General features: G+C 67.1%; 23 protein-coding genes and 1 pseudogene. 17 read left to right on the forward strand and 7 right to left on the reverse strand.

Annotated features, from left to right (window positions below; genetic code table 11):
• The first annotated feature begins 23 nt into the window (after positions 1–23).
• The 5 genes from MAAFP003_RS29520 to MAAFP003_RS04365 all read left to right on the forward strand — a co-directional run bounded on the left by MAAFP003_RS29520 (position 24) and on the right by MAAFP003_RS04365 (position 4,843).
• Complete coding sequence (locus MAAFP003_RS29520) at positions 24–830, forward strand: PE family protein (RefSeq protein ID WP_243393760.1); 807 nt, start codon at positions 24–26, stop codon at positions 828–830.
• Between the two features lie 95 nt (positions 831–925).
• Positions 926–1,750 carry an SHOCT domain-containing protein gene (locus MAAFP003_RS04350; RefSeq protein ID WP_096284735.1) on the forward strand — a complete coding sequence of 275 codons (825 nt, stop codon included), beginning with the start codon at positions 926–928 and terminating at the stop codon, positions 1,748–1,750.
• Positions 1,751–1,829: 79 nt separating this feature from the next.
• A complete protein-coding gene (locus MAAFP003_RS04355) occupies positions 1,830–2,657 on the forward strand; it encodes a mycofactocin-coupled SDR family oxidoreductase (RefSeq protein ID WP_096284737.1) in 828 nt (275 codons plus the stop codon).
• Positions 2,658–2,682: 25 nt separating this feature from the next.
• A complete protein-coding gene (locus MAAFP003_RS04360; protein ID WP_096284739.1) occupies positions 2,683–3,855 on the forward strand; it encodes an NAD(P)/FAD-dependent oxidoreductase in 1,173 nt (390 codons plus the stop codon).
• A gap of 4 nt (positions 3,856–3,859) precedes the next feature.
• Positions 3,860–4,843 carry a D-2-hydroxyacid dehydrogenase family protein gene (locus MAAFP003_RS04365; RefSeq protein ID WP_096284741.1) on the forward strand — a complete coding sequence of 328 codons (984 nt, stop codon included), beginning with the start codon at positions 3,860–3,862 and terminating at the stop codon, positions 4,841–4,843.
• Between the two features lie 22 nt (positions 4,844–4,865).
• Here MAAFP003_RS04365 and MAAFP003_RS04370 read toward each other — a convergent pair whose 3' ends face one another.
• From MAAFP003_RS04370 to mftR, 4 genes are all read right to left on the reverse strand, one after another.
• Positions 4,866–6,131 (reverse strand): VOC family protein, encoded by a 1,266-nt coding sequence (locus tag MAAFP003_RS04370; protein ID WP_096284743.1) that lies wholly within the window; start codon positions 6,129–6,131, stop codon positions 4,866–4,868.
• Positions 6,128–6,649 carry an RNA polymerase sigma factor gene (locus tag MAAFP003_RS04375; RefSeq protein WP_096284745.1) on the reverse strand — a complete coding sequence of 174 codons (522 nt, stop codon included), beginning with the start codon at positions 6,647–6,649 and terminating at the stop codon, positions 6,128–6,130. The genes MAAFP003_RS04370 and MAAFP003_RS04375 overlap by 4 nt, the downstream gene beginning before the upstream one ends.
• Positions 6,650–6,715: 66 nt before the next feature.
• The gene (locus MAAFP003_RS04380) at positions 6,716–7,768 is read right to left on the reverse strand and encodes a DUF2332 domain-containing protein (RefSeq protein ID WP_096284747.1); all 1,053 of its coding nucleotides are present in this window, start codon (positions 7,766–7,768) and stop codon (positions 6,716–6,718) included.
• Positions 7,765–8,361: a mycofactocin system transcriptional regulator gene (gene mftR, locus MAAFP003_RS04385; RefSeq protein WP_096284749.1), complete on the reverse strand. Its 597-nt coding sequence runs from the start codon at positions 8,359–8,361 to the stop codon at positions 7,765–7,767. Before mftR ends, MAAFP003_RS04380 begins: the two co-directional genes overlap by 4 nt.
• A gap of 98 nt (positions 8,362–8,459) precedes the next feature.
• Here mftR and mftA point away from each other — a divergent pair, with 98 nt between their 5' ends.
• From mftA to mftG, 7 genes are all read left to right on the forward strand, one after another.
• Positions 8,460–8,549 (forward strand): mycofactocin precursor MftA, encoded by a 90-nt coding sequence (mftA, locus tag MAAFP003_RS04390; protein ID WP_036466690.1) that lies wholly within the window; start codon positions 8,460–8,462, stop codon positions 8,547–8,549.
• Positions 8,534–8,863: a mycofactocin biosynthesis chaperone MftB gene (gene mftB / locus MAAFP003_RS04395; protein ID WP_207768460.1), complete on the forward strand. Its 330-nt coding sequence runs from the start codon at positions 8,534–8,536 to the stop codon at positions 8,861–8,863. The genes mftA and mftB overlap by 16 nt, the downstream gene beginning before the upstream one ends.
• Positions 8,860–10,065 carry a mycofactocin radical SAM maturase gene (mftC, locus tag MAAFP003_RS04400; RefSeq protein ID WP_096284753.1) on the forward strand — a complete coding sequence of 402 codons (1,206 nt, stop codon included), beginning with the start codon at positions 8,860–8,862 and terminating at the stop codon, positions 10,063–10,065. The genes mftB and mftC overlap by 4 nt, the downstream gene beginning before the upstream one ends.
• A 2-nt stretch (positions 10,066–10,067) precedes the next feature.
• Positions 10,068–11,249, forward strand: coding sequence for a pre-mycofactocin synthase MftD (gene mftD, locus MAAFP003_RS04405; protein ID WP_096284755.1), 1,182 nt, complete (start codon positions 10,068–10,070; stop codon positions 11,247–11,249).
• 250 nt (positions 11,250–11,499) lie between these two features.
• Positions 11,500–12,231 carry a mycofactocin biosynthesis peptidyl-dipeptidase MftE gene (mftE, locus tag MAAFP003_RS04410; RefSeq protein ID WP_096284757.1) on the forward strand — a complete coding sequence of 244 codons (732 nt, stop codon included), beginning with the start codon at positions 11,500–11,502 and terminating at the stop codon, positions 12,229–12,231.
• A complete protein-coding gene (gene mftF, locus MAAFP003_RS04415; RefSeq protein ID WP_096284759.1) occupies positions 12,228–13,640 on the forward strand; it encodes a mycofactocin biosynthesis glycosyltransferase MftF in 1,413 nt (470 codons plus the stop codon). The genes mftE and mftF overlap by 4 nt, the downstream gene beginning before the upstream one ends.
• 8 nt (positions 13,641–13,648) lie before the next feature.
• Positions 13,649–15,079: a mycofactocin dehydrogenase MftG gene (gene mftG, locus MAAFP003_RS04420; protein WP_207768461.1), complete on the forward strand. Its 1,431-nt coding sequence runs from the start codon at positions 13,649–13,651 to the stop codon at positions 15,077–15,079.
• 287 nt (positions 15,080–15,366) lie between these two features.
• Here mftG and MAAFP003_RS28910 read toward each other — a convergent pair whose 3' ends face one another.
• Positions 15,367–15,639, reverse strand: a complete 273-nt coding sequence (locus MAAFP003_RS28910) for a hypothetical protein (RefSeq protein ID WP_133160819.1) — start codon at positions 15,637–15,639, stop codon at positions 15,367–15,369.
• A gap of 433 nt (positions 15,640–16,072) precedes the next feature.
• Positions 16,073–17,704, reverse strand: coding sequence for an MFS transporter (locus MAAFP003_RS04425; RefSeq protein ID WP_096284763.1), 1,632 nt, complete (start codon positions 17,702–17,704; stop codon positions 16,073–16,075).
• A 147-nt stretch (positions 17,705–17,851) separates the two neighbouring features.
• Here MAAFP003_RS04425 and MAAFP003_RS04430 point away from each other — a divergent pair, with 147 nt between their 5' ends.
• Positions 17,852–18,457: a TetR/AcrR family transcriptional regulator gene (locus MAAFP003_RS04430; protein WP_279304455.1), complete on the forward strand. Its 606-nt coding sequence runs from the start codon at positions 17,852–17,854 to the stop codon at positions 18,455–18,457.
• On the opposite strand, the pseudogene MAAFP003_RS04435 reads toward MAAFP003_RS04430, so the two are convergent.
• A pseudogene (locus tag MAAFP003_RS04435) lies at positions 18,423–18,551 on the reverse strand (cytochrome P450); the annotation flags it as partial. The gene MAAFP003_RS04430 and the pseudogene MAAFP003_RS04435 sit on opposite strands and share 35 nt — an antisense overlap.
• A gap of 628 nt (positions 18,552–19,179) precedes the next feature.
• On the opposite strand from MAAFP003_RS04435, the gene rpsJ reads away from it, so the two are divergent.
• From rpsJ to rplW, 4 genes are read left to right on the forward strand one after another with little or no spacing between them, the layout of a single operon-like run.
• Positions 19,180–19,485, forward strand: a complete 306-nt coding sequence (gene rpsJ, locus MAAFP003_RS04445; protein ID WP_003873519.1) for a 30S ribosomal protein S10 — start codon at positions 19,180–19,182, stop codon at positions 19,483–19,485.
• A 15-nt stretch (positions 19,486–19,500) separates the two neighbouring features.
• Positions 19,501–20,154 carry a 50S ribosomal protein L3 gene (gene rplC / locus MAAFP003_RS04450; protein ID WP_036466700.1) on the forward strand — a complete coding sequence of 218 codons (654 nt, stop codon included), beginning with the start codon at positions 19,501–19,503 and terminating at the stop codon, positions 20,152–20,154.
• Complete coding sequence (rplD, locus tag MAAFP003_RS04455; protein WP_096284769.1) at positions 20,154–20,840, forward strand: 50S ribosomal protein L4; 687 nt, start codon at positions 20,154–20,156, stop codon at positions 20,838–20,840. Before rplC ends, rplD begins: the two co-directional genes overlap by 1 nt.
• Complete coding sequence (gene rplW / locus MAAFP003_RS04460; protein WP_096284771.1) at positions 20,840–21,142, forward strand: 50S ribosomal protein L23; 303 nt, start codon at positions 20,840–20,842, stop codon at positions 21,140–21,142. Before rplD ends, rplW begins: the two co-directional genes overlap by 1 nt.
• Positions 21,143–21,171: the final 29 nt, after the last annotated feature.

Raw genomic sequence — 21,171 nt, forward strand, 5'->3', positions numbered from 1 at the left:
CTTGGCCTGGCCGGGAGGTTCGGATGTCGTTCGTAAATGCGACGCCGGAGTATGTGGCGGCCGCGGCATCAGACCTGGAAAAAATCGGTACGGCGATCAACTACGCCAACTCGATGGCCTCTGGCGCGACGTCGGTTGTTCAGGCCGCCGGCGCCGACGCGGTTTCGGCGAGCATCTCGCACCTGTTCGGCGTGCACGCGGCGGCCTATCAGGCGATCAGCGCGCAGGCGGCGCTATTCCACAACCAGTTTGTGCAGCTCATGAGTGGTGGGGCCCAGCAGTATGCGGACACCGAGGTCGTCAACGCCGAGCCGTTGGCGGTCGCCCCGCAGGCGGTGGCGGGTGCGGCCAACCTATCCGGCCAGGCAATGAGCAGTCAGCAATTCATCGGCGCTGCGGCGCAGGCGGGCGGCGTGGCATCCGGGGCGCCGGTGGCAGCGGCGGTGCAACCGGCTGCAGCGGCGCCGGCCGCCGCGGCGGCGCCCACGGTCGCCCCGGCAACAGCAACGGTGACGCCGATGGCGGCAACCACCACGGCGGCGGCCCCGGCCGGGGCTTCGGCAACGGCGCCCCACTCAGAAACATCGGCGTATGCAGCGGCGGCGCCGGCAGCAGCGGCGGCGGCCCCCGCGGCAGCAGCGGTACCCCCCGCTGCGACGGCAGCCGATGTCGCCGGCCCGGCGACCGCCGCTACCGCCCCGCCGGATGTGGCGGCCGCGGAACTGTCGTCGGCCACGATGCTGCCCGCGGCGATGCCCCTGTCCAACGGGCCGGCCATGGCGCCGCCGCCCGCCTCTCCCAAAGGCGCACCACCGAAGCCATCGCGCTGACTGCCAGGGCCGATGCCCGCACGCAGGCTATGGATACAGCGCACGCGACAGCGCTAATCTGACACGAACCTTCCCGGCGAGGCGAGGAGAAACACGTGTTGGCGCGGTATCTGAAGACACAGTTGGTCGTTTTGCTGTGCGGTGGTCTGGTCGGGCCGATCTTTCTGGTCGTCTACTTCACCCTGGGGCTGGGCAACCTGCTGCAATGGATGTTCTACGTCGGCCTACTCATCACCGTGGCCGACGTGCTCATCGCACTCGCGCTGACCAACTACGGTGCGAAATCGGCGGCCAAGTCCGCGCTGCTCGAACAGCACGGGGTGCTGGCGCTCGCCCAAATCGTCGGGCTCTCCGAGACGGGAACCCGGATCAACGACCAGCCGCTGGTGAAGGTCGACCTGCACATCGAGGGACCCGGCTTCCCGGCGTTCGACAGTCAAGACCGGGTCATCGCCAACGTCACCCGGTTGGGCAACCTCACCGCGCGAAAGCTCGTGGTATTGCTTGACCCTACGACGCAGGAATACCAAATCGACTGGGAGCGAAGCGCTTTGGTCAATGGTCTGGTACCCGCGCAGTTTACGGTGGCCGAGGACAACCGGACCTATGACCTTAGCGGGCAAGCCGGGCCGCTGATGGAGATCCTGCAGATCCTCAAGGACAACAACGTTCCGCTCAACCGGATGGTCGACATCCGGTCGAACCCGGCGCTGCGCGAACAGATCCAGGCGGTGGTGCGCCGCGCGGCCGCCCAGGCGCCCGCGGCGCAGGGGGCCCCGGCCGGAGCGGCGCCCGTCGCCACGCCGCCCCAGGCCTCGATCGCCGATCGGCTCCAACAGCTCGAGACACTGCGCGCCAGTGGCGCTTTGACCGACGACGAATACAACGCACGCCGGACCCAGATCATCTCGGAGATCTGAGCCCGTCCGCGTCGGCGAGCCAAGTTAGAACACGTTTCAGTTTCGCTGCTAGCCTGTGATTCGGCGAAAGGGGCGTGCCGTGTCGGGACGTGAAGGATCACTGCAGGGACGGGTGGCATTCGTTACCGGCGCCGCCCGCGCGCAAGGGCGCGCGCACGCGGTGCGGCTGGCCCGCGAGGGCGCCGACATCATCGCCCTCGACATCTGCGCGTCGGTGTCCGACACCGTGACGTACACGCCGGCCACCCCCGAAGATCTCAGTGAGACCGTTCGCCTGGTGGAGGCCGAGGGCCGCAAGATCCTGGCCCGCGTCGGCGACATTCGCGACGATCCCACCGTGCGTCAGCTGGTGGCCGACGGCGTGGAACAGTTCGGCCGGCTCGACATCGTGGTGGCCAACGCCGGTGTGCTGGGCTGGGGCCGGGTCTGGGAACTCACCGACGAGCAGTGGGACACCGTGATCGGGGTCAACCTGACCGGCACCTGGCGCACCCTGCGCGCCGCTATCCCCGCGATGATCGAGGCTGGCAACGGCGGATCGATTGTGGTGGTGAGCTCGTCGGCCGGCCTGAAGGCCACTCCCGGCAACGGCCATTATTCGGCCAGCAAGTTCGGGTTGACCGCGCTGGCCAACTCGCTGGCGATCGAGCTCGGCGAATACGGTATCCGGGTCAACTCGATTCACCCCTACTCGATCGACACCCCGATGATCGAACCGGAAGCGATGATGGAGATCTTCGCCAAGCATCCCCGCTTCGTGCACAGCTTCCCGCCAATGCCGATGCAGTACAAGGGATTCATGGCGGCCGAGGAGGTTTCCGACGTCGTTGCCTGGTTGGCCGGCGACGGCGCGGGCACCGTGACGGGCATGCAGATCCCCGTCGATAAGGGCGCCCTAAAGTACTGAGCGTCGCGCGTGCTATGAACTCCACGTGAGCAATAAAGGAATCGTGATCGTCGGAGGCGGGCTGGCCGCGGCCCGCACGGCCGAGCAATTACGGCGGTCGGAATACACCGGGCCCGTCACGATCGTCAGCGACGAGGTCCACCTGCCGTATGACCGGCCGCCTTTGTCCAAGGAAGTGCTGCGCAAAGAGGTCGACGATGTCGCCCTCAAGCCGCGTGAGTTCTACGACGAGAACAACATCACGCTGCGCCTCGGTGCGGCGGCCACCGGCCTGGACATCGACGCGCAGACCCTGACCCTCTCCGACGGCACCATGCTCGGCTACGACGAGCTGGTGATTGCGACCGGGTTGGTCCCGCGGCGCATTCCCGCGTTCCCGGATCTCGAAGGTATTCGCGTGCTGAGGTCGTTCGACGAGAGCATGGCGTTGCGTGAGCACGCCTGCAAGGCGCACAACGCCGTGGTCGTCGGAGCCGGCTTCATCGGCTGCGAGGTCGCGGCCAGCCTGCGCAGCATGGGGGTCGATGTGGTGCTGGTGGAGCCGCAGCCGACGCCGCTGGCGTCGGTGCTCGGCGAGCAGATCGGTGAGCTGGTGTCGCGGTTGCATCGTAATGAGGGCGTCGACGTGCGCACCGGCATCGGGGTTGCCGAGGTGCGCGGCGAAGGCCATGTCGACACCGTGGTGCTCAGCGACGGCAGCGAATTGGCTGCCGACCTGGTCGTCGTCGGTATCGGATCGCGTCCGGCCACCGAGTGGCTGCAGGGCAGCGGCGTTGAGGTCGACAACGGTGTCATCTGCGACGACGCCGGGCGCACCAGTGCGCCCAACGTGTGGGCGCTCGGAGACGTCGCCTCTTGGCGTGATGCGACGGGACATCAAGCGCGCGTGGAGCATTGGAGCAACGTCGCGGACCAGGCTCGAGTCGTGGTGCCCGCGATGCTTGGTCAGGAGGTGCCTTCTATCACGGTCGTGCCGTACTTCTGGAGCGACCAGTACGACGTCAAGATCCAATGCCTGGGCGAGCCGGAAGCAACCGACGTCGTGCACCTGGTCGAGGACGACGGACGAAAGTTCCTGGCCTACTACGAGCGCGACGGGGCGGTGGTGGGCGTGGTCGGCGGCGGTTTGCCGGGCAAAGTCATGAAGGCCCGCGGCAAAATCGCTGCGGCAGCACCGATTTCGGAGCTGCTAGGCTGACGATATGCACCGGGTGGCGATACTCGATGATTATGCCGGTTTGGCACTCGAGCTCGCCGACTGGTCACCGGTGCAGAGCCGATCCGAGATCACCGTCTTCGAGCGGCATCTCGGTCAAGCGGAAGCGGTAGAGGTCCTGCAACCGTTCGACGTGATCTGCACGATGCGCGAACGGATGGCGTTGCCGCGCACGCTGCTTGAGCGACTGCCGAATCTGAAGCTGATAACGATCGTGGGCATGAGCCTGCCGAACCTGGACATGGTGGCGGCCAGTGAATCCGGAGTCCTGGTTGCCCATTCGGATTTCGGCAACCCCCGGTTCCGGGCGGTCCGCGACGCCACCCCCGAACTGGCCTGGGGCTTGCTGATCGCGACGGTGCGCAACTTGGCCGAAGAGCACCGCCGGATGCGCGATGGGGGATGGCAGAGCAGCGTTGGCGTGACGCTGGCCGGTAAGACCCTCGGGTTGCTGGGGCTGGGCAGAACCGGAAAACGGATGGCCGAGTACGCGGGGGTGTTCGGCATGAATGTCGTTGCGTGGAGCCAAAACCTGACCGCGCAGGCCGCGGCCGCGGCCGGTGCGCGCCGGGTCGAGAAGGCGGCATTGTTCGAATCCTCCGATGTGGTGTCCATCCACCTGGTGCTCTCCGAGCGGACACGAGGTTTGGTCGGCGAAGCCGAGCTGGCCCTGATGAGGCCGCACGCCTACTTGATCAACACGTCCAGGGGCCCGATCGTCGACGAGGCCGCACTGATCTCTTCGCTGCGGACCGGTCGTATCGCCGGAGCCGGTCTCGATGTGTTCGACGTCGAACCCCCCGCGCCCGACCATCCGCTGCGCGCTCTGCCCAACGTGACATTGTCCCCTCACCTGGGGTACGTCACCCGCGAGATGCTGAGTGCTTTCTACTCCGACAGCATCGAGGCGGTGGTGGCCTGGCTGGACGGTGCGCCGATCCGGATCGCCAATCCCGAGGCGCTGCAGTAGAAATCAGGCTTAGAGCTGGCCTTCAAAACTGGCCCAGGTAGAACCGCGCGCCCTGATCGTCGGTGCACTCGGCGCTGATGCCGTAGGGCTGGCGGGTCGGCTCATCCAGCACGGCGCCGCCGGCTTCGCGCACCCGCGTGACCGCGGCATCAATGTCGGCCACCGTCCACATCGGCACGGTGGTCGGACGCGCACTGCCACCGGCAACCCCGGCCATCGGATGCGTGTCCACCACTTGCCAGCCGTCGGCGATGCGGCCCGGCTCGAAGGTCCAGCGCAGCACCCGCCCATAGAAGTGGCGGAACGCGGCTGAATCCGGCACTTGGTAGGTGACATAAGACAGTTCACCGGGCCCAGAACCGTTGATCTCCGCGCGCTTTCGGCCGGCGATGGGTTGGTGCACCGCGAAGGCCGCACCTTGTGGGTCGGTGGCCTCCAGCAGGACGCCGTAGTCGGTGTCCCGGATTTCGCCGGGAACACCGCCGGCTTCTGCTACCGCGATGCGGGCGGCCCGCACGTCGTCGACGGCGTAGCAGCAGAACAGGGTGGCGGGCTCGTCGGTGGCGACGATGCCGGTCGGCAGGTCGGTGTTGGTGACCCGGTGTGACGACGGGTCGTATGTCCAGCCCAGGACGTGCCCGTAGAAGGCCGCCGCACGATCGGCATCCGGAGTCCACACCGAGATGTATCCGATGTCGCCGTGCGCAATGACCGAAACCGGCGCGGCTGCGGGCCCGGACAACATCCAGCGGTGCCCGAACGGGTCGACGACAGTGGCGTTGCGGGTTCCGTAATTCTGGTAGATCTCCCGCTCGACGGTCGCGCCGTGGTCGCGCGCCTGCTGCAGTGCGGCGTCGGTGTCGGCGACGTGCAGCATCAGGCTGACCGAAACCGCCCTGGCAGCAGGGGCTTTCAGGCCGATCTCGGGATATTCATCGGCCAGGTACAGCACGCCGTCGCCGATCGCGATCTCGGCGTGCCCGATGCGCCCATCGTCCATCACGACCGGGTCGCCGACGACCACGGCGCCGAATGCGTCGGCGTACCAGTCGATGGCCGCGCGTGCGTTTGCCACGCTGAGGTAGGGCAATGCCGCCGGCCGCGGCCGCTGCGGTGCAACGGGTTCGGTCAGGTCGGCAAGGGCAGTCGTGGTGCCGCTCATGACAACTCCTTCGGGTAGCGACAGTGCGGATTCCAGTTGCCGGCGCAGCTGCGCGGCAAAAGCCGGATCAGGTTGAACCGGGAGGTCATCGGAGCGCAGCACGCTGAGTGGGTCGTGTTGGTTCATGACGTGCCTCCTTCCGGGTAGTGCCTCTTGAAGGCGCGGCGCGCGCGGACCAGCAACGCTTCGGTGGCATGCACCGTGCGCCCGATCAGCTCGGCGCATTCGCCGACGCTGCAGTCGTCCATATAGCGCAGCACCAGCACCGTGCGGTGTGACTCGGCCAGCCGGGCCAGTACGGCTTCGGCGACCATCCGATCCAGCTCGGCGTCCCAGTCGTCGGCGCTGTCGACGGGTTCCGGCAGCTCGGCCACCGGCACGCTGAGCCGGTCCTGCCCGCGCCGATAATGGTCGGCCAGTTTGTGTCGCGCCACGCCGAGCAACCACGCCACCGAGATCGGCGGCGGCTCGGCCCGGCGTGCGGCGTCCATCGCCGCGAGGAAGGTCTCCGACGTCAGGTCCTCCGCCGCGGCACGTTCGCCGCAGCGTCGGACGAAGTACCCGTAAACCACCGGCAACGCCTCGTCGTAGAGCGCCAGAAGCGCGCGTCGAGGGTCGGATTGGTGATCCGTTCCGGCGCTCACACCCTTATCGTCGCTGCGGCGCCCCGAACTCCGACGGGTAGTGGGCAAAATTTTTCCTGATTGTGGTTATCGCCAGTTCACCGGTGGGCCGTGCGGATGGCATTCACCCAGCACCACAACCTCACCGCCGGGCCAGCGACGGACGCGCACCAGGAACTTCAGCGGGCCGCCCGCACCGTCGCGCGCGGGTTCCATCGTCAGGTGTGCGAACTGCGCTGTGGCGTCGGCTCGTTCGCCGAGCGTGTTCATCCCGTCGAGCACCGCACTGCGTTCGTCCTGCGACAGGTACTGCCACGTGATCGAATGCCACAGCACCGTCAATGCGCCGTCGGCCAGTGTCAGGCCGTTCACGGCGGCGCCGGCGCTCTGTCGCAGCAGCAGTGCGGGCACCCTGCGAGCGACCGCGATGGCGCCGCGCAGCCGCTCCAGCCGGGCGGACTGGTCGGGCCAGACATAGCTCAGCGCGGTCACCTCGCCGTCGGTGTCCGTGACATCCACCGGCGCGATGTCATAGCCCCGTCGTTCGACGATCCGCACCGAGCCGGGCGGCGGCACCTGGCCCCGCCAAGCGTCGTCGATGATCACCGGCGAGTCGATCGGTCCCCACTGCCCGCCGCCGTAGCGGTAGTGGTATCGGTCGGCCCGCAGGTTCAGCCCGGCGCTCGATCCGATCTCGAAAAGCCTTATCGGAAACTGATTTTCGTGGTTGACACGCAGCAGGGCACCGATTAGTGCGGCGGATCGACCCACCTCATTGGTCTGCGGCGGCTGCCCCAGCGCCGTGCGCAGCGACTCGGCATGGGCCGCCGCGGCGAGCTTGATCTCGGGCCATGCGCCGGCGGCATCCCAGGTGCCGCCGGTGCTGGGATACCACTGGCGCAACACCTCGGCCCGCCCGTCGAGCACCATCCGGTGCAGGCCGCCCAGCAGCCGCAGCGGCACCGCCTCGCGCGCCGGGTCGTCCTCGTGACCGGACAGGATCGCCGCGAAGATCCCACCGGTTTCGACGTCGGAGGCCACCAGCTCGAACAGCTCGTCGTACATCGGGGATCCGGAGATACCGCAGAACCGCCCCTGCGAGCGCAGAGTGTGCAGCAGGTGCGTGCGATCGGCGGTCATGGGTTCAGCGCGTTCAGTCCGGCACCGGCGACGTCGAAGGCATTGCCGAGTGCGGACTGCAGCGTGACGGCCTCGTCGCGCAGCCAATGCTCGTAGGCCGAGAGCGCGACCCCGAGCAGCGTCCAGGCCACGGTCTGCGGCGCCAAGTCGGTCGTCTTGGCGCCCGAGCGCCGGGCGACGAACTCCGCGATCACCTCGCGCCAGCCGGCGTACATTGTCATCGAATACGCCTGCAGTTCGGCGGTTTGCAGGATGACCCGCATCCGCTGACGGTGCTGGACGGTCTCGGAATCGTCAAAGGTGTTGAACGCCAACAGTGCTGCCCGCAATGCCTCGCCCAGCGGGACTCGCGGGCCGACCGCGTCCAGCAGCTCGCGAAGATGCGCGAGGTGGCTGTCGAAGTCGCCCCAGAGGATGGCGTTCTTGGAGGCGTAGTAGCGGAACAGCGTGCGGCGCGAGATCCCGGCGGCCTGCGCGACGTCGTCGACACTCACCTCGGCGAATCCCCGCGCGGTGAACAACGCGATAGCGACGTCGGTGATGTGGTCCGGCGTTGTCGAGCGGCGCCGGCCGACCCGCGCCTGCGGATTCATCAGACCCGCCCTTCCATTTCGGCACCCGATGCCATATTCTGACGACGATTGTGACAAGATCGACCATCGTTGTCGAGAGCGCAGGAGAGGCAATTCATATGGACCGCGAGATCGAAACCGACGCCGAGCTCGTCACCGAGACTCTGGTTGAAGAGGTGTCCATCGACGGAATGTGCGGGGTCTACTGACCGTGCCTGCGCCCGCGCAGGCTCGATCGACCGAAAGCCGGTTCGACCCTGATCGCGGTTGGCGATTGCACCCGCAGGTCGCGGTTCGTCCGGAACCGTTTGGCGCACTGCTCTATCACTTCGGCACCCGCAAGCTTTCGTTCCTGAAGAACCGCACCATCCTTGCGGTGGTGCAGTCGCTGGCCGACCACCCCGACGTCCGGTCCGCCCTGCGGGCCGAGGGGGTCGACGACTCGGAGCAGGGGCCCTACCTGCACGCGTTGGGTGTGTTGGTCGAGTCCCGCATGCTGGTGCCCCAGGAGGACCATCAATGACAACAGCGGCCCCCGTACCCCGGCTCATCGAGCAGTTCGAGCACGGCTTGGACGCCCCCATCTGCCTGACGTGGGAACTCACCTACGCCTGCAACCTGGCCTGCGTGCACTGCCTTTCCTCGTCGGGTAAGCGCGATCCACGCGAGCTGTCCACCCGACAGTGCATGGACATCATCGACGAGCTGGAACGCATGCAGGTGTTTTACGTCAACATCGGTGGCGGGGAACCGACTGTGCGCCAAGACTTTTGGGAGCTTGTCGACTACGCCACCGCGCACCACGTCGGAGTGAAGTTCTCGACCAACGGGGTGCGCATCACACCGGAGGTCGCCGCGCGGCTGGCGGCCAGCGACTACGTCGACGTCCAGATCTCGCTGGACGGCGCCACCGCCGAGGTCAACGACGCGGTCCGCGGACCGGGCTCCTTCGCGATGGCGGTGCGCGCGCTGGAGAACCTGGCCGCGGCCGGCTTCAAAGACGCCAAGATCTCTGTCGTGGTCACCCGTCACAACGTCGACCAGCTCGACGAATTCGCAGCGCTGGCAAGCCGTTACGGCGCGACCCTGCGGATCACCCGGCTGCGGCCTTCGGGGCGCGGCGCGGATGTCTGGGAAGAGCTGCACCCGACCGCGGCCCAGCAGGTCGCGCTCTACGACTGGCTGGTCGCCAAGGGGGAGCGGGTGCTCACCGGCGACTCCTTCTTCCATCTGGCCCCGCTGGGCGCCTCGGGTGCGCTGTCCGGCTTGAACATGTGCGGAGCTGGCCGGGTGGTGTGCCTGATCGATCCGGTGGGCGACGTGTACGCCTGCCCGTTCGCCATCCACGACCGCTTCCTGGCCGGAAACGTCTTGACGGACACTGGTTTTGGGGCTGGGTTCTCCAACGTCTGGAAGAACGCCGCGCTGTTCCGCGAGCTGCGCGAGCCCCAATCGGCGGGCGCCTGCGGAAGTTGCGGGCATTACGACAGCTGCCGTGGTGGTTGCATGGCGGCCAAGTTCTTCACCGGCCTGCCGATGGACGGACCGGATCCCGAATGCGTCCAGGGGCACAGCGAGTCGGCACTGGCGCAGGATCGGGAGACTCCGCGCCCGCGAGCCGACCACTCGCGTGGCCAGCAGGTCCGCCAGCCGGTGCCGCTGACACTGTCGGTGCGGCCGCCGCAGCACCCGCCGGCGCGGCTGTGTAACGAAAGCCCCGTGTAGTCGTGGCCGACGAGTGGTTTGAGACAATCGCCATCGCGCAGCAGCGCGCAAAGCGCCGGTTGCCGAAATCCGTTTATGCGGCCCTTGTTGCGGCCAGCGAAAAAGGAATTACGGTCTCGGACAATGTCGAAGCTTTCGGCGAACTGGGATTCGCGCCGCACGTGATAGGCGCGCAGGAAAAGCGCGAGTTGTCGACAACCGTTATGGGACAAGATATCTCCATGCCGGTGCTGATTTCACCGACCGGCGTTCAGGCGGTCGACCCGGAGGGTGAGGTGGCCGTCGCGCGGGCCGCGGCGGCGCGGGGGACGGCGATGGGTCTGTCCTCGTTCGCCAGCAAGCCGATCGAGGAAGTGATCGCGGCAAACTCCAAACTGTTCTTCCAGGTGTACTGGCTGGGCGGGCGCGACGCGATCGCGGACCGGGTGGAGCGGGCCCGCGCGGCCGGTGCGGTCGGTTTGATCGTCACGACCGACTGGTCCTTCTCGCACGGGCGCGACTGGGGCAGCCCCAAGATTCCCGAAGAAATGAACCTGCGCACTATTCTGCGGCTGTCGCCGGAAGCGGCCTTCAAACCGCGGTGGTTCCTGAAGTGGGCGAAGACGATGCGTCCGCCGGCGTTGTCGGTGCCGAACCAGGCGGCGCGGGGGGAGGCCGGTCCGCCGTTCTTCCAGGCCTACGGCGAATGGATGGGCACGCCCCCGCCGACCTGGGAGGACATCGCCTGGCTGCGTGAGCTGTGGGGCGGACCATTCATGCTCAAGGGCGTCATGCGTGTCGATGACGCGAAAAGAGCTGTGGATGCTGGTGTTTCGGCGATATCGGTGTCCAACCACGGCGGCAACAACCTGGACGGGACGCCCGCGTCCATCCGGGCGCTGCCCCCGGTGGTGGCCGCGGTCGGCGACCAGGTCGAGGTGTTGCTGGACGGCGGCATCCGGCGCGGCAGCGACGTGGTGAAGGCTGTGGCATTGGGAGCGCGGGCGGTGATGATCGGCCGCGCCTATCTGTGGGGCCTGGCCGCGAACGGTCAAGCGGGCGTCGAGAACGTGCTCGACGTCCTGCGCGGGGGTATCGACTCGGCGCTGATGGGGCTGGGGCATGCGTCGGTCCACGACTTGCGCCCGGACGACATTCTGGTGCCGGACGGCTTCACCCGCGCCCTCGGCGTTGCGCCGGCCTGATCTCGGCGGCGCCCGAGTTAATCCGCAGCATGTTGGGCGGCTTTGCCATATTTAGCGCCCAGGGTGCTGCGTCGGACCCTCCCGCGGAACCGCCGAATTCAGGCCAATGTGGGATTGCGAGCGAAAATCGACGTATGCGAAAATTGTGATACGCGCGTGGCAACCGTGACGGACGAGCCGAATTTCGGCGCCCCGATGAACAGCCCAGAAAAAAATTAACTTTGAACGCTCAACAATTGGTGCACGCCAGGTGAATTCGGCCTACCATCACCGAGTGCCCGTACTCGGCGAATTAGGAGCTGCGACGTCGAACGAGCTATTTCCCACCTCGCCGTCGATAATGATCCCGCTGGGGTCGACCGAGCAACACGGTCCGCACCTGCCGTTGGACACCGACACTCGCATCGCGACGGCGGTCGCCCGGGGGGCCCGGGCCAGCCTTGAGCAGCCCTGGTTGGTGGCGCCGGCTATCTCCTACGGCGCCAGCGGTGAGCATCAGAGTTTCGCCGGAACAATTTCCATCGGCACCGACGCCTTGACGATGCTGCTGGTCGAGTACGGCAGGTCGGCCGCCGGCTGGGCCCGGCGCCTGGTCTTCGTCAACGGCCACGGCGGCAACACGCAGGCATTGCACCGTGCCGTGACCACCCTTCGCACCGAAGGCCGCGACGTCGCCTGGTGCCCGTGCGCGGCCGCCGGCGCCGACGCCCACGCCGGCCATACCGAAACATCGGTGTTGCTGCATATCTCGCCGTCCGATGTGCTGACCGATCGGTGGCTCCCCGGGAACCGGGCGCCACTGCCCGAATTGCTCCCGGCGATGCGCACCGGCGGAGTGGCGGCGGTCAGTCCGGTGGGCGTGTTGGGAGACCCCACCACCGCCACCGCGGCCGAGGGCAAGCGCATCTTCTCGGAGATGGTCGACGGTTCTGTGCGCCGCATCGTGCGCTGGACGCCCGGCCCCGACGGAATGCTGACATGAGTCAGCCTCGACTGCCGGACGGGTTCGCCGTTCAGGTCGATCGCCGCGTGCGGGTACTCGGCGACGGCTCGGCCTTGCTGGGCGGCTCGCCGACCCGACTGCTCAAGCTGGCTCCCGCCGCCCAGGACATGCTCTCGGACGGCCGGCTGAAGGTCCGCGACGACGTCAGTGCCCAGCTGGCCCGCACCCTGCTGGACGCCACCGTCGCGCATCCGCGCCCGGCCGGCGGACCGTCGCATCGCGACGTCACCGTGGTAATTCCAGTGCGGGACAATGTTTCTGGTGTGCGACGGCTGGTGAACTCGCTGCGCGGATTGCGCGTGATCGTGGTGGACGACGGCTCGGTGTCGCCCATCGAGCAGGAAGACTTCGCCGGCACACACTGCGACATCGAGGTGTTGCACCACCCTCGCAGCAAGGGGCCGGCGGCGGCCCGCAACACCGGGCTGGCGGCGTGCACCACCGACTTCGTCGCCTTCCTGGACTCGGATGTGACGCCACGCCGCGGCTGGCTGGAGGCTCTCCTCGGCCACTTCTGCGACCCGACGGTGGCCCTGGTGGCACCCCGGATCGTGGGCCTGGCCCACAGCGAGAACGTGGTCGCCCGCTACGAGGCGGTGCACTCCTCCCTCGACCTCGGGCAGCGCGAAGCGCCGGTGCTGCCGCACAGCACGGTGTCCTACGTGCCCAGTGCGGCGATCATCTGCCGCCGCTCCGCGCTCGCTGATGTCGGCGGGTTCGACGAGACCATGCAGTCCGGTGAGGACGTCGACCTGTGCTGGCGACTGATCGAGGCGGGTGCCCGGCTGCGCTACGAGCCGATCGCGCTGGTCGCGCACGATCACCGCACCCAATTGCGGGATTGGCTTGCGCGCAAGGCATTCTACGGCGGTTCGGCGGCCCCGCTGTCGGTACGCCACCCCGACAAGACCGCCCCGGTGGTGATCTCCGGGTGGGCGCTGATGGCCTGGATCCTGATGGCGCTCGGGACCAGCCTGTCGCAACTGGCGTCGGTCGTGATCGCCGTGCTGACCGGCCGGCGCATCGCCAAAGCCATGCGCAGCGCCGATACCGCTTTCTCCGATGTCGTGGTGATCGCGACCCGCGGCCTGTGGTCGGCGGCGCTGCAGCTGGCCTCGGCCATCTGCCGGCACTACTGGCCCGTGGCGTTGCTCGCCGCGATCGTGTCCCGGCACTGTAGACGCGTCGTCGTGGTGGCCGCGGTGATGGACGGCGTGGTCGATTGGCTGCGTCGCCGCGACACCACCGGTGACGAGGCCGAGCCGATCGGCCTGCTGACCTATCTGTTGCTCAAGCGCGTCGACGACCTGGCCTACGGCCTGGGGCTGTGGTGGGGCGTGGTCCGCGAGCGCAACCTGCGCGCGCTCAAACCGCAAATCCGGAGCTAGCCGGCGCCTTGACAACGCACAGCGATGTGCTGATCGTCGGCGCCGGAAGTGCTGGATCCGTTGTTGCCGAAGGCCTTTCCGCCGACCCCGCACGGACCGTGACCGTCCTGGAAGCGGGTCCCGCGCTCGCTGACCCGGCGCTGCTGGCGCAAACCGCCAACGGGTTGCAGTTGCCGATCGGGGCGGGCAGCCCGCTGGTGGCGCGCTATGCGAGCCGGATCACCGATCAGCCCGTTCGCGAACTGCCGATCGTGCGGGGGGCGACGCTCGGCGGTTCGGGGGCGGTCAACGGCGGATACTTCTGCCGCGGATTGCCGCGCGACTTCGATCGGGCCGCGATACCGGGCTGGGCATGGTCCGACGTGATCGGCCATTTCCGGGCCATCGAGACCGACCTGGACTTCACCGGTCCCGCCCATGGCGACAGCGGGCCGATTCTGGTTCGCCGCACACACGAAATGACCGGTACCACTGAGCGTTTCATTGCCGCAGCGCAAAGCGCCGGGTTTTCCTGGACAGCCGATCTCAACGATTGCGGTCCCGAGCCGGCACCGGGCGTCGGCGCGGTGCCGCTTAACATCGTCGACGGCATCCGCATCGGGCCGGGTGCGGGCTATCTGCTGCCGGCGCTGGGGCGATCCAACCTGACCCTGCTGTCGCAGACTCGGGCGGTGCGGCTGCGGTTCAACGGCACCATTGCCTTCGGGGTCGACGTCGTCGGCCCGCAAGGCCCGATGTCGCTGACCGCTGACCGAATCATCCTGTGTGGCGGTGCCATTCAATCAGCGCAGCTGCTGATGCTGTCCGGCATTGGCGAGGAGGCGATGCTGCAAGCACTCGGCGTGCCGGTGGTGGCACCGCTTCCGGTGGGGATGAACTGCCGCGATCACCCCGAATGGGTGCTGCCCACCGACTGGGCGGTGGCCACTGGGCGGCCCGTGCTGGAGGTGGTGCTCAACACCGCCGACGATATCGAGATCCGGCCGTACACGGGTGGGTTCGTCGCGATGACCGGTGACGGCACGGCGGGCCATCCCGACTGGCCGCATCTCGGGGTCGCGCTGATGCAGCCGCGGGCGCGCGGGCGCATCTCGCTGGTGTCCGCGGATCCGGCCGTGTCCCCGCGCATCGAGCACCGCTACGACAGCGAACCCGAAGACATCGCCGCGTTGCGCCGCGGCAGCGAGCTGGCGCGCGAACTTACCGGTGCGGCAACATATGTCGGGCCGCCGGTATGGGCGACATCGCAGCACCTGTGCTCCAGCGCACCGATGGGTCCCGACGGTGACCCGCACGCGGTCGTCGATTCTCGGTGCCGGGTGCGTGGGATGGACAACCTGTGGGTGATCGACGGCTCCGTCCTGCCCGCCATCACCAGCCGCGGCCCGCACGCGACCATCGTGATGATCGGTCACCGGGCAGTGGAATTCGTCCGCTGAAGCGGCGGCTCTGCCGGGCCTTCCGGTTGCCCGGGCCACGGTGGCTGGGCGGGCCGCGCTCGGTTGGCCGAGATGTCGAGGGGGCGCGACCCGCCCGATGAGACTGCGTTCATGCGTTCCACGTAAATGGCCACGACCAGTGGCGGTGCGCGCGGATGATGGTGCGTCATGCGCGAGATATGCGTCGCAATATTCGTGGACGGCATGACAGCCGTATCACCGTGGTGTGCAATGGCTCTGCTAGCAGACCACCTCCTTCAGCTCGAATGGGCTTGTCGCAGTGGCAATCACGAGTGCAGCGGAGGCGATCGCTGGCGCGGCCACACCATGCTCACCTGCCAGCGTGCGTCCGGCCTGGCTTGCTCGACCGACCCTGCGTACGGCGTGGGTCCCACGGTCACTACGGTGCTCGCTCGACGCGGACCCGGCCGTCGCGCGGGCAGCCCACCGGTGACATGAGCACCCTTCTCGCTCGAGCAGCGCACGCGTATCCACTCGGCCTCCACGATGGCCGCTGCCTCCACCAACGCCGGGCAGCACGGCTCAATCGCCACGCTCACGTGATCACCCCGCTGTACGGCCGATCCGGCGCTGGCATTGATGCACAGCGAATTATCCAGCGAGACAAACAGACTGGGTGCCCCGACGAGCCCGTCGATAACTCTGCACGTGTCAGTCTCGACAATGCGGACCGTGCAACGCCACTCGGCGCCGGCGACGACCGGCGTACTCGTTGTCTGCGTGAGTAAGTACTCATCAACATCACATCCACCTCATCCTGCGAGATGACCTGTCCCTGTCGATATGTATCTCTGATACCAGAACGATCTGGCCGTTTCAAGTACCTTTCGAGCGTGAATTTCGGCCACCGGCACCGACCGCACGGATCGCGCCCTGGCCGCTGGTACTTTCCGTCGTGCGTTCTGCGGTACGACTTTTCGGCCCGCGCCCTTGGTGCGGTGCGCCCACGAATGGGTTCGGCGGACGGGCGAGCTACCGATCGGCGCCGTCGTGCTGGACGAGCGGTTCGCGAGCGTCCGATCCACCGTCGCCGCGGCCAGACACCCGGCGCACCAGGCTCAGCTGCTTGCCGTCTCGCCCCGGCGCCCACAGGCCGATCAGGATCGAGATCGCGGCCACGATCACCGCCATCACGATCGTCGACGCATGCATGGCGGTCAGAAAGGCGGTCTTGCTCAGCTCGGCGAGCTTGGCCCCCTGCGGCCCGAGCCGGCCGGCCACCTCGACGGCCTTGGCGAGCGAGTCGGTGGCCGGGCCCCGCACCGCCGGCGGGAAGCTCGCCAGCTGCGGCGCGAGCTCGTGCGAATAGCGTCCGGCCAGGATCGAACCCGCCACGGCGATGCCCAGTGCCCCACCCATCTCGCGCGAGGTGTCGTTCACCGCGGAGGCCACGCCCTGCTTTTCGTCGGGCACCGCGCCCATGATCGCCGAAGTCGTTGGTGCCGTGCATATCCCGATGCCGGTGGCCAGGATCAACGTCGGCCATGCGAACTGAGAGTAGCTCGAGTGCAGGTCGAGGGTGTACATGCACCCGAAACCAACCGCCATCAGCAGGGTGCCGATGAACAGCACCAGCCGCAGTCCGAGCTTCGGCACATACCAAAACGACAGCGCCGAGAAAATCGCCAGCGGAATCATGAACGGGCCGAAAGCAACTGCCGTCGTCAGCGGTGAATAACCCATGATCTGCTGGACGTATTGCATACCGATATAGAAGAACCCGAACGTCGCGCCGAACAGCACGACGATCGCGGCGACCCCGGTGGCGAAATTAGGGTCGGCGAACAGTCGCACGTCGAGAAGTGGTTGGCGCCGCCGGAATTCGACGACACCGAACAGCGCCGCGATGATAGCCCCGGCGGCTATCCCGCCCCAGACCAGAGGATCGTCCCAGCCGCGAGTGGGGGCTTCCAGGATGGCGGCCACCGCGATCGCGACTGCGGCCCCGATCAGAACCGCCCCCAGCGCGTCGACGCGGGGAGCGTTGTTGTCGCGCGATGGCGACACGGTGCACGCCAGGGCGAAGATCACCAGCCCCGCGATGCCCAATGACCAGAAGATCGCGTGCCAATCCCAAAAGTGCAGCAGCAGGCCGGATCCGATCAGGCCGAAGACCCCGCCGGATCCCGCGGTGCCGGCCCAGATGCCGACGGCCTTCATCCGATCGTCCTTCGGGTAGGCCACCGTCAGCAGTGACAGCGTCGCGGGCATGACGAACGCAGCGCCGACACCGGCCACCGCGCGCCCCGCGATGATCTGCATGGGAGCGTGCAGGATCGCCGGCGTGACCGAGCCGAGCGCGAACACCACCAGGCCGGTCAGCAGCGCGCCGCGCCTGCCGTAGCGGTCACCGATCGCCCCGGCCGGCAGCAGCAGGCAGGCCAGCGCCACGGTGTACCCGTCGACAATCCAGTTCAGCTGCGACTGCGTCGCCGAGGTTGCCACCGCGAGGTCGCCCAGCGCGGTGTTCAGGGCGGTCATGGATGCGACCACCAGCGCGACCCCCATGCAGGCGACCGCCAGGGTCCAGACTCGCGCGCGCGGGCTACCGCCAATGCTCACTGGATCAGTACGCTGGTCAGGCCGGGTCAAGACATCGACCATGAGATGCGCCTCCCTCCGGGGGCGTGCGAAGTTTAGAGACCAATAGTCTCGTAGGTAGACCGATGGTCTTGCTTCTAAACAGGGAGGTGAGTCACAATCACCGAGGGAAGTACGGATCCCCGGCCCGCGCGATCGCGGGCTCGTTTACTGGAAGCCGCCGCGACGCTGTTGAACTCCGGGGGTCCCAGCGCGGTGACCGTGGAAGCGGTCACCCGTACCGCCAACGTAGCCAGGGCCACCCTGTATCGCCACTTCCCGAGTGGCAATGATTTGCTGGCCGCGGCGTTCAACAGCCTGATACCGCCGTCCCCGACACCGCCCGACGAGGGCTCGCTGCGGGATCGGCTTGTCGCCTTGATGCTTGCCCAAGCCGAATCGGTGGCCCAAGCCCCCGCGCTGATGACCGCCATGTCGTGGTTGGCGCTGGGCCGCGACCTGGAAGGTATGCCAGAACCGCACCACGACAACTGCACAGACAGCCCGGCGATCACCACGCTTCGCGAACGCATCGCCCAGCAGTACGCGGCGCCGTTCGACGCCTTGTTCGACAGTCCGGAGGCCGCGGAACTGGGCGAGGTGGACCGATCCCGGGCCATCGCCCTGCTGATCGGCCCGCTGGTGCTGGGGCGTTTGTCGACCCTGCCGGATTTCGACTACCGGGAATGTGCGTTCGCGGCCGTCGACGGTTTCCTGCACGTTCAGCGCGCGCAAAGCAGGGCTAGCGCGGCGAGTATCGAATCGGCAGGTGCTTGAGTCCACCGACGAACGTCGTGGCGATCGGTTCCGGTTCGCCGCCCAGCTCAATGGATTTCGGTCGCGGCAGCAGTTCGGTGAAAATGCCGTTCAGCCGTCCTTCCCCCGATCACGCTTTTCGCACGAGCAGTGGAACTCCCAGCGCTCGGGCCACCACCCCGTGAGGTCGCCGTAGCAGCAGAAGCGGATGCATTCGCCGTCATCAGAGGTCAGTTCGACTTCGTGCCAGTCCTCATAGATGCGGCATGACCAGAGATAGAACTCTCGGGATAACCAACGCCGAAAATTGAGCATCGCTCGGGCCTATCGGGACTCCGCTCAAACGGCGAAGAGAGGGACCTTACTGCGCAGGTCAGGCCAGCGATATGACTGATGCAAACTGACCCACCACCGGAATTTTGTTTGGGCCATGATCTAGGGCATACTGTTCGGGTTGCCTTGAGCCGGGTTCACGCCTGGCCGGGCATACGACCAGCGCCCAAACGGGCGCGTCCGGTCCCATCCTTGGAGCGACTATTTTTGGCCGCGAACAAGGCTGTGTGAGGGTGACACGCCCGACCGCGGGGGCCGGTGAACCACGACAGGTAAACAGCGGCGCAGTATCCGGCGCGGCGCTCGATCGGCCCCAGATGGGCCGGGTCGGGTCGGCGCGACGGGGGCACTGAGACATGGATATAAGCCCGGGTGCCCCGGGCTTCAAGAAGAGTGAGGGTAGGAGAAGCGTGGCGGGACAGAAGATCCGCATCAGGCTTAAGGCCTACGACCATGAGGCTATCGACGCCTCGGCGCGCAAGATCGTCGAGACCGTCGTCCGTACGGGTGCCAGCGTCGTAGGGCCGGTGCCGCTGCCGACCGAGAAGAATGTGTATTGCGTCATCCGCTCCCCGCACAAGTACAAGGACTCGCGGGAGCACTTCGAGATGCGCACCCACAAGCGGTTGATCGACATTCTTGATCCGACGCCGAAGACCGTTGACGCACTGATGCGCATCGATCTGCCGGCCAGTGTCGACGTCAACATCCAGTAGGGGATCGACGAACTCATGGCAAGAAAAGGCATTCTGGGTACCAAGCTGGGCATGACGCAGGTGTTCGACGAGAACAACCGGGTCGTGCCGGTGACTGTGGTCAAGGCCGGTCCCAACGTGGTCACGCGCATTCGCACCCCGGAACTCGACGGTTACAGCGCCGTGCAGTTGGCCTACGGCGAAATCAGCCCACGGAAAGTCAACAAGCCCGTCACGGGCCAGTACACCGCCGCGGGCGTCAACCCGCGCCGTCACCTGGCCGAGCTGCGTCTGGACAACCCGGAGGCGGCCGCCGAATACGAGGTCGGCCAGGAGCTGACGGCGGAGATTTTCGCCGACGGCGCCTATGTCGACGTGACCGGTACCTCCAAGGGCAAGGGCTTCGCCGGCACCATGAAGCGCCACGGCTTTCGTGGCCAGGGCGCCAGCCACGGCGCCCAGGCGGTGCACCGTCGCCCGGGTTCCATCGGTGGTTGCGCCACTCCCGCGCGCGTCTTCAAGGGCACGCGGATGGCGGGCCGGATGGGTAACGACCGGGTGACCGTGCAGAACCTGGTGGTGCACAAGGTCGACGCCGAGAACGGTGTGCTGCTGATCAAGGGTGCGGTCCCCGGCCGCACCGGCGGACTCGTCGTGGTTCGCACCGCGATCAAACGAGGTGAGAAGTAATGGCAGCGGTAAAGATTGACGTCAAGACGCCGGACGGCAAGGTCGACGGCTCGATCGAGCTGCCCGCCGAATTGTTCGACGCCCCAGCCAATATCGCGTTGATGCACCAGGTGGTCACCGCGCAGCGCGCGGCGGCTCGCCAGGGCACGCACTCGACCAAGACGCGCGGCGAGGTCAGCGGTGGTGGCCGTAAGCCTTACCGGCAGAAGGGCACCGGACGTGCGCGGCAAGGTTCGACGCGCGCCCCGCAGTTCACCGGTGGTGGCACTGTGCACGGCCCCAAGCCGCGCGACTACAGCCAGCGCACGCCGAAGAAGATGATCGCCGCCGCGTTGCGCGGGGCGCTGTCCGACCGGGCCCGTAACGGCCGCATCCACGCGGTGACCGAGCTGGTGTCGGGTCAGACGCCGTCGACCAAGAGCGCCAAGGCATTTCTGAACACGCTGACCGACCGCAAGCAGGTGCTGGTCGTCATCGGCAGCACCGACGAGGCCGGTGCCAAGAGCGTGCGCAACCTTCCCGGTGTGCACATCCTGGCGCCGGGTCAGCTCAACACCTATGACGTGCTGCGTGCCGACGATGTGGTGTTCAGCGTCGAGGCGCTCAACGCCTATATCGCGGCAGCTTCGGGCAGTGCTCAAAACAACGACGAGGCTGACAACAACGATGTGGAGGTTTCGGCCTGATGGCGACCGTCACTGACCCACGCGACATCATCCTGGCTCCGGTCATCTCGGAGAAGTCCTACGGACTGCTCGACGACAACGTGTACACCTTCGTGGTGCACCCCGATTCGAACAAGACGCAGATCAAGATCGCTATCGAGAAGATCTTCTCCGTCAAGGTCGCATCGGTGAATACCGCGAACCGGCAGGGCAAGCGCAAGCGCACCCGCACCGGGTTCGGCAAGCGCAAAGGCACCAAGCGCGCGATTGTCACCCTGGCCGCGGGCAGCAAGCCGATTGACCTGTTCGGAGCTCCGGCCTAGCCGCGCGCGAGAGAAAGACCTGATTAGAC

The organism is Mycobacterium ahvazicum (assembly GCF_900176255.2).
Lineage (GTDB): Bacteria > Actinomycetota > Actinomycetes > Mycobacteriales > Mycobacteriaceae > Mycobacterium > Mycobacterium ahvazicum.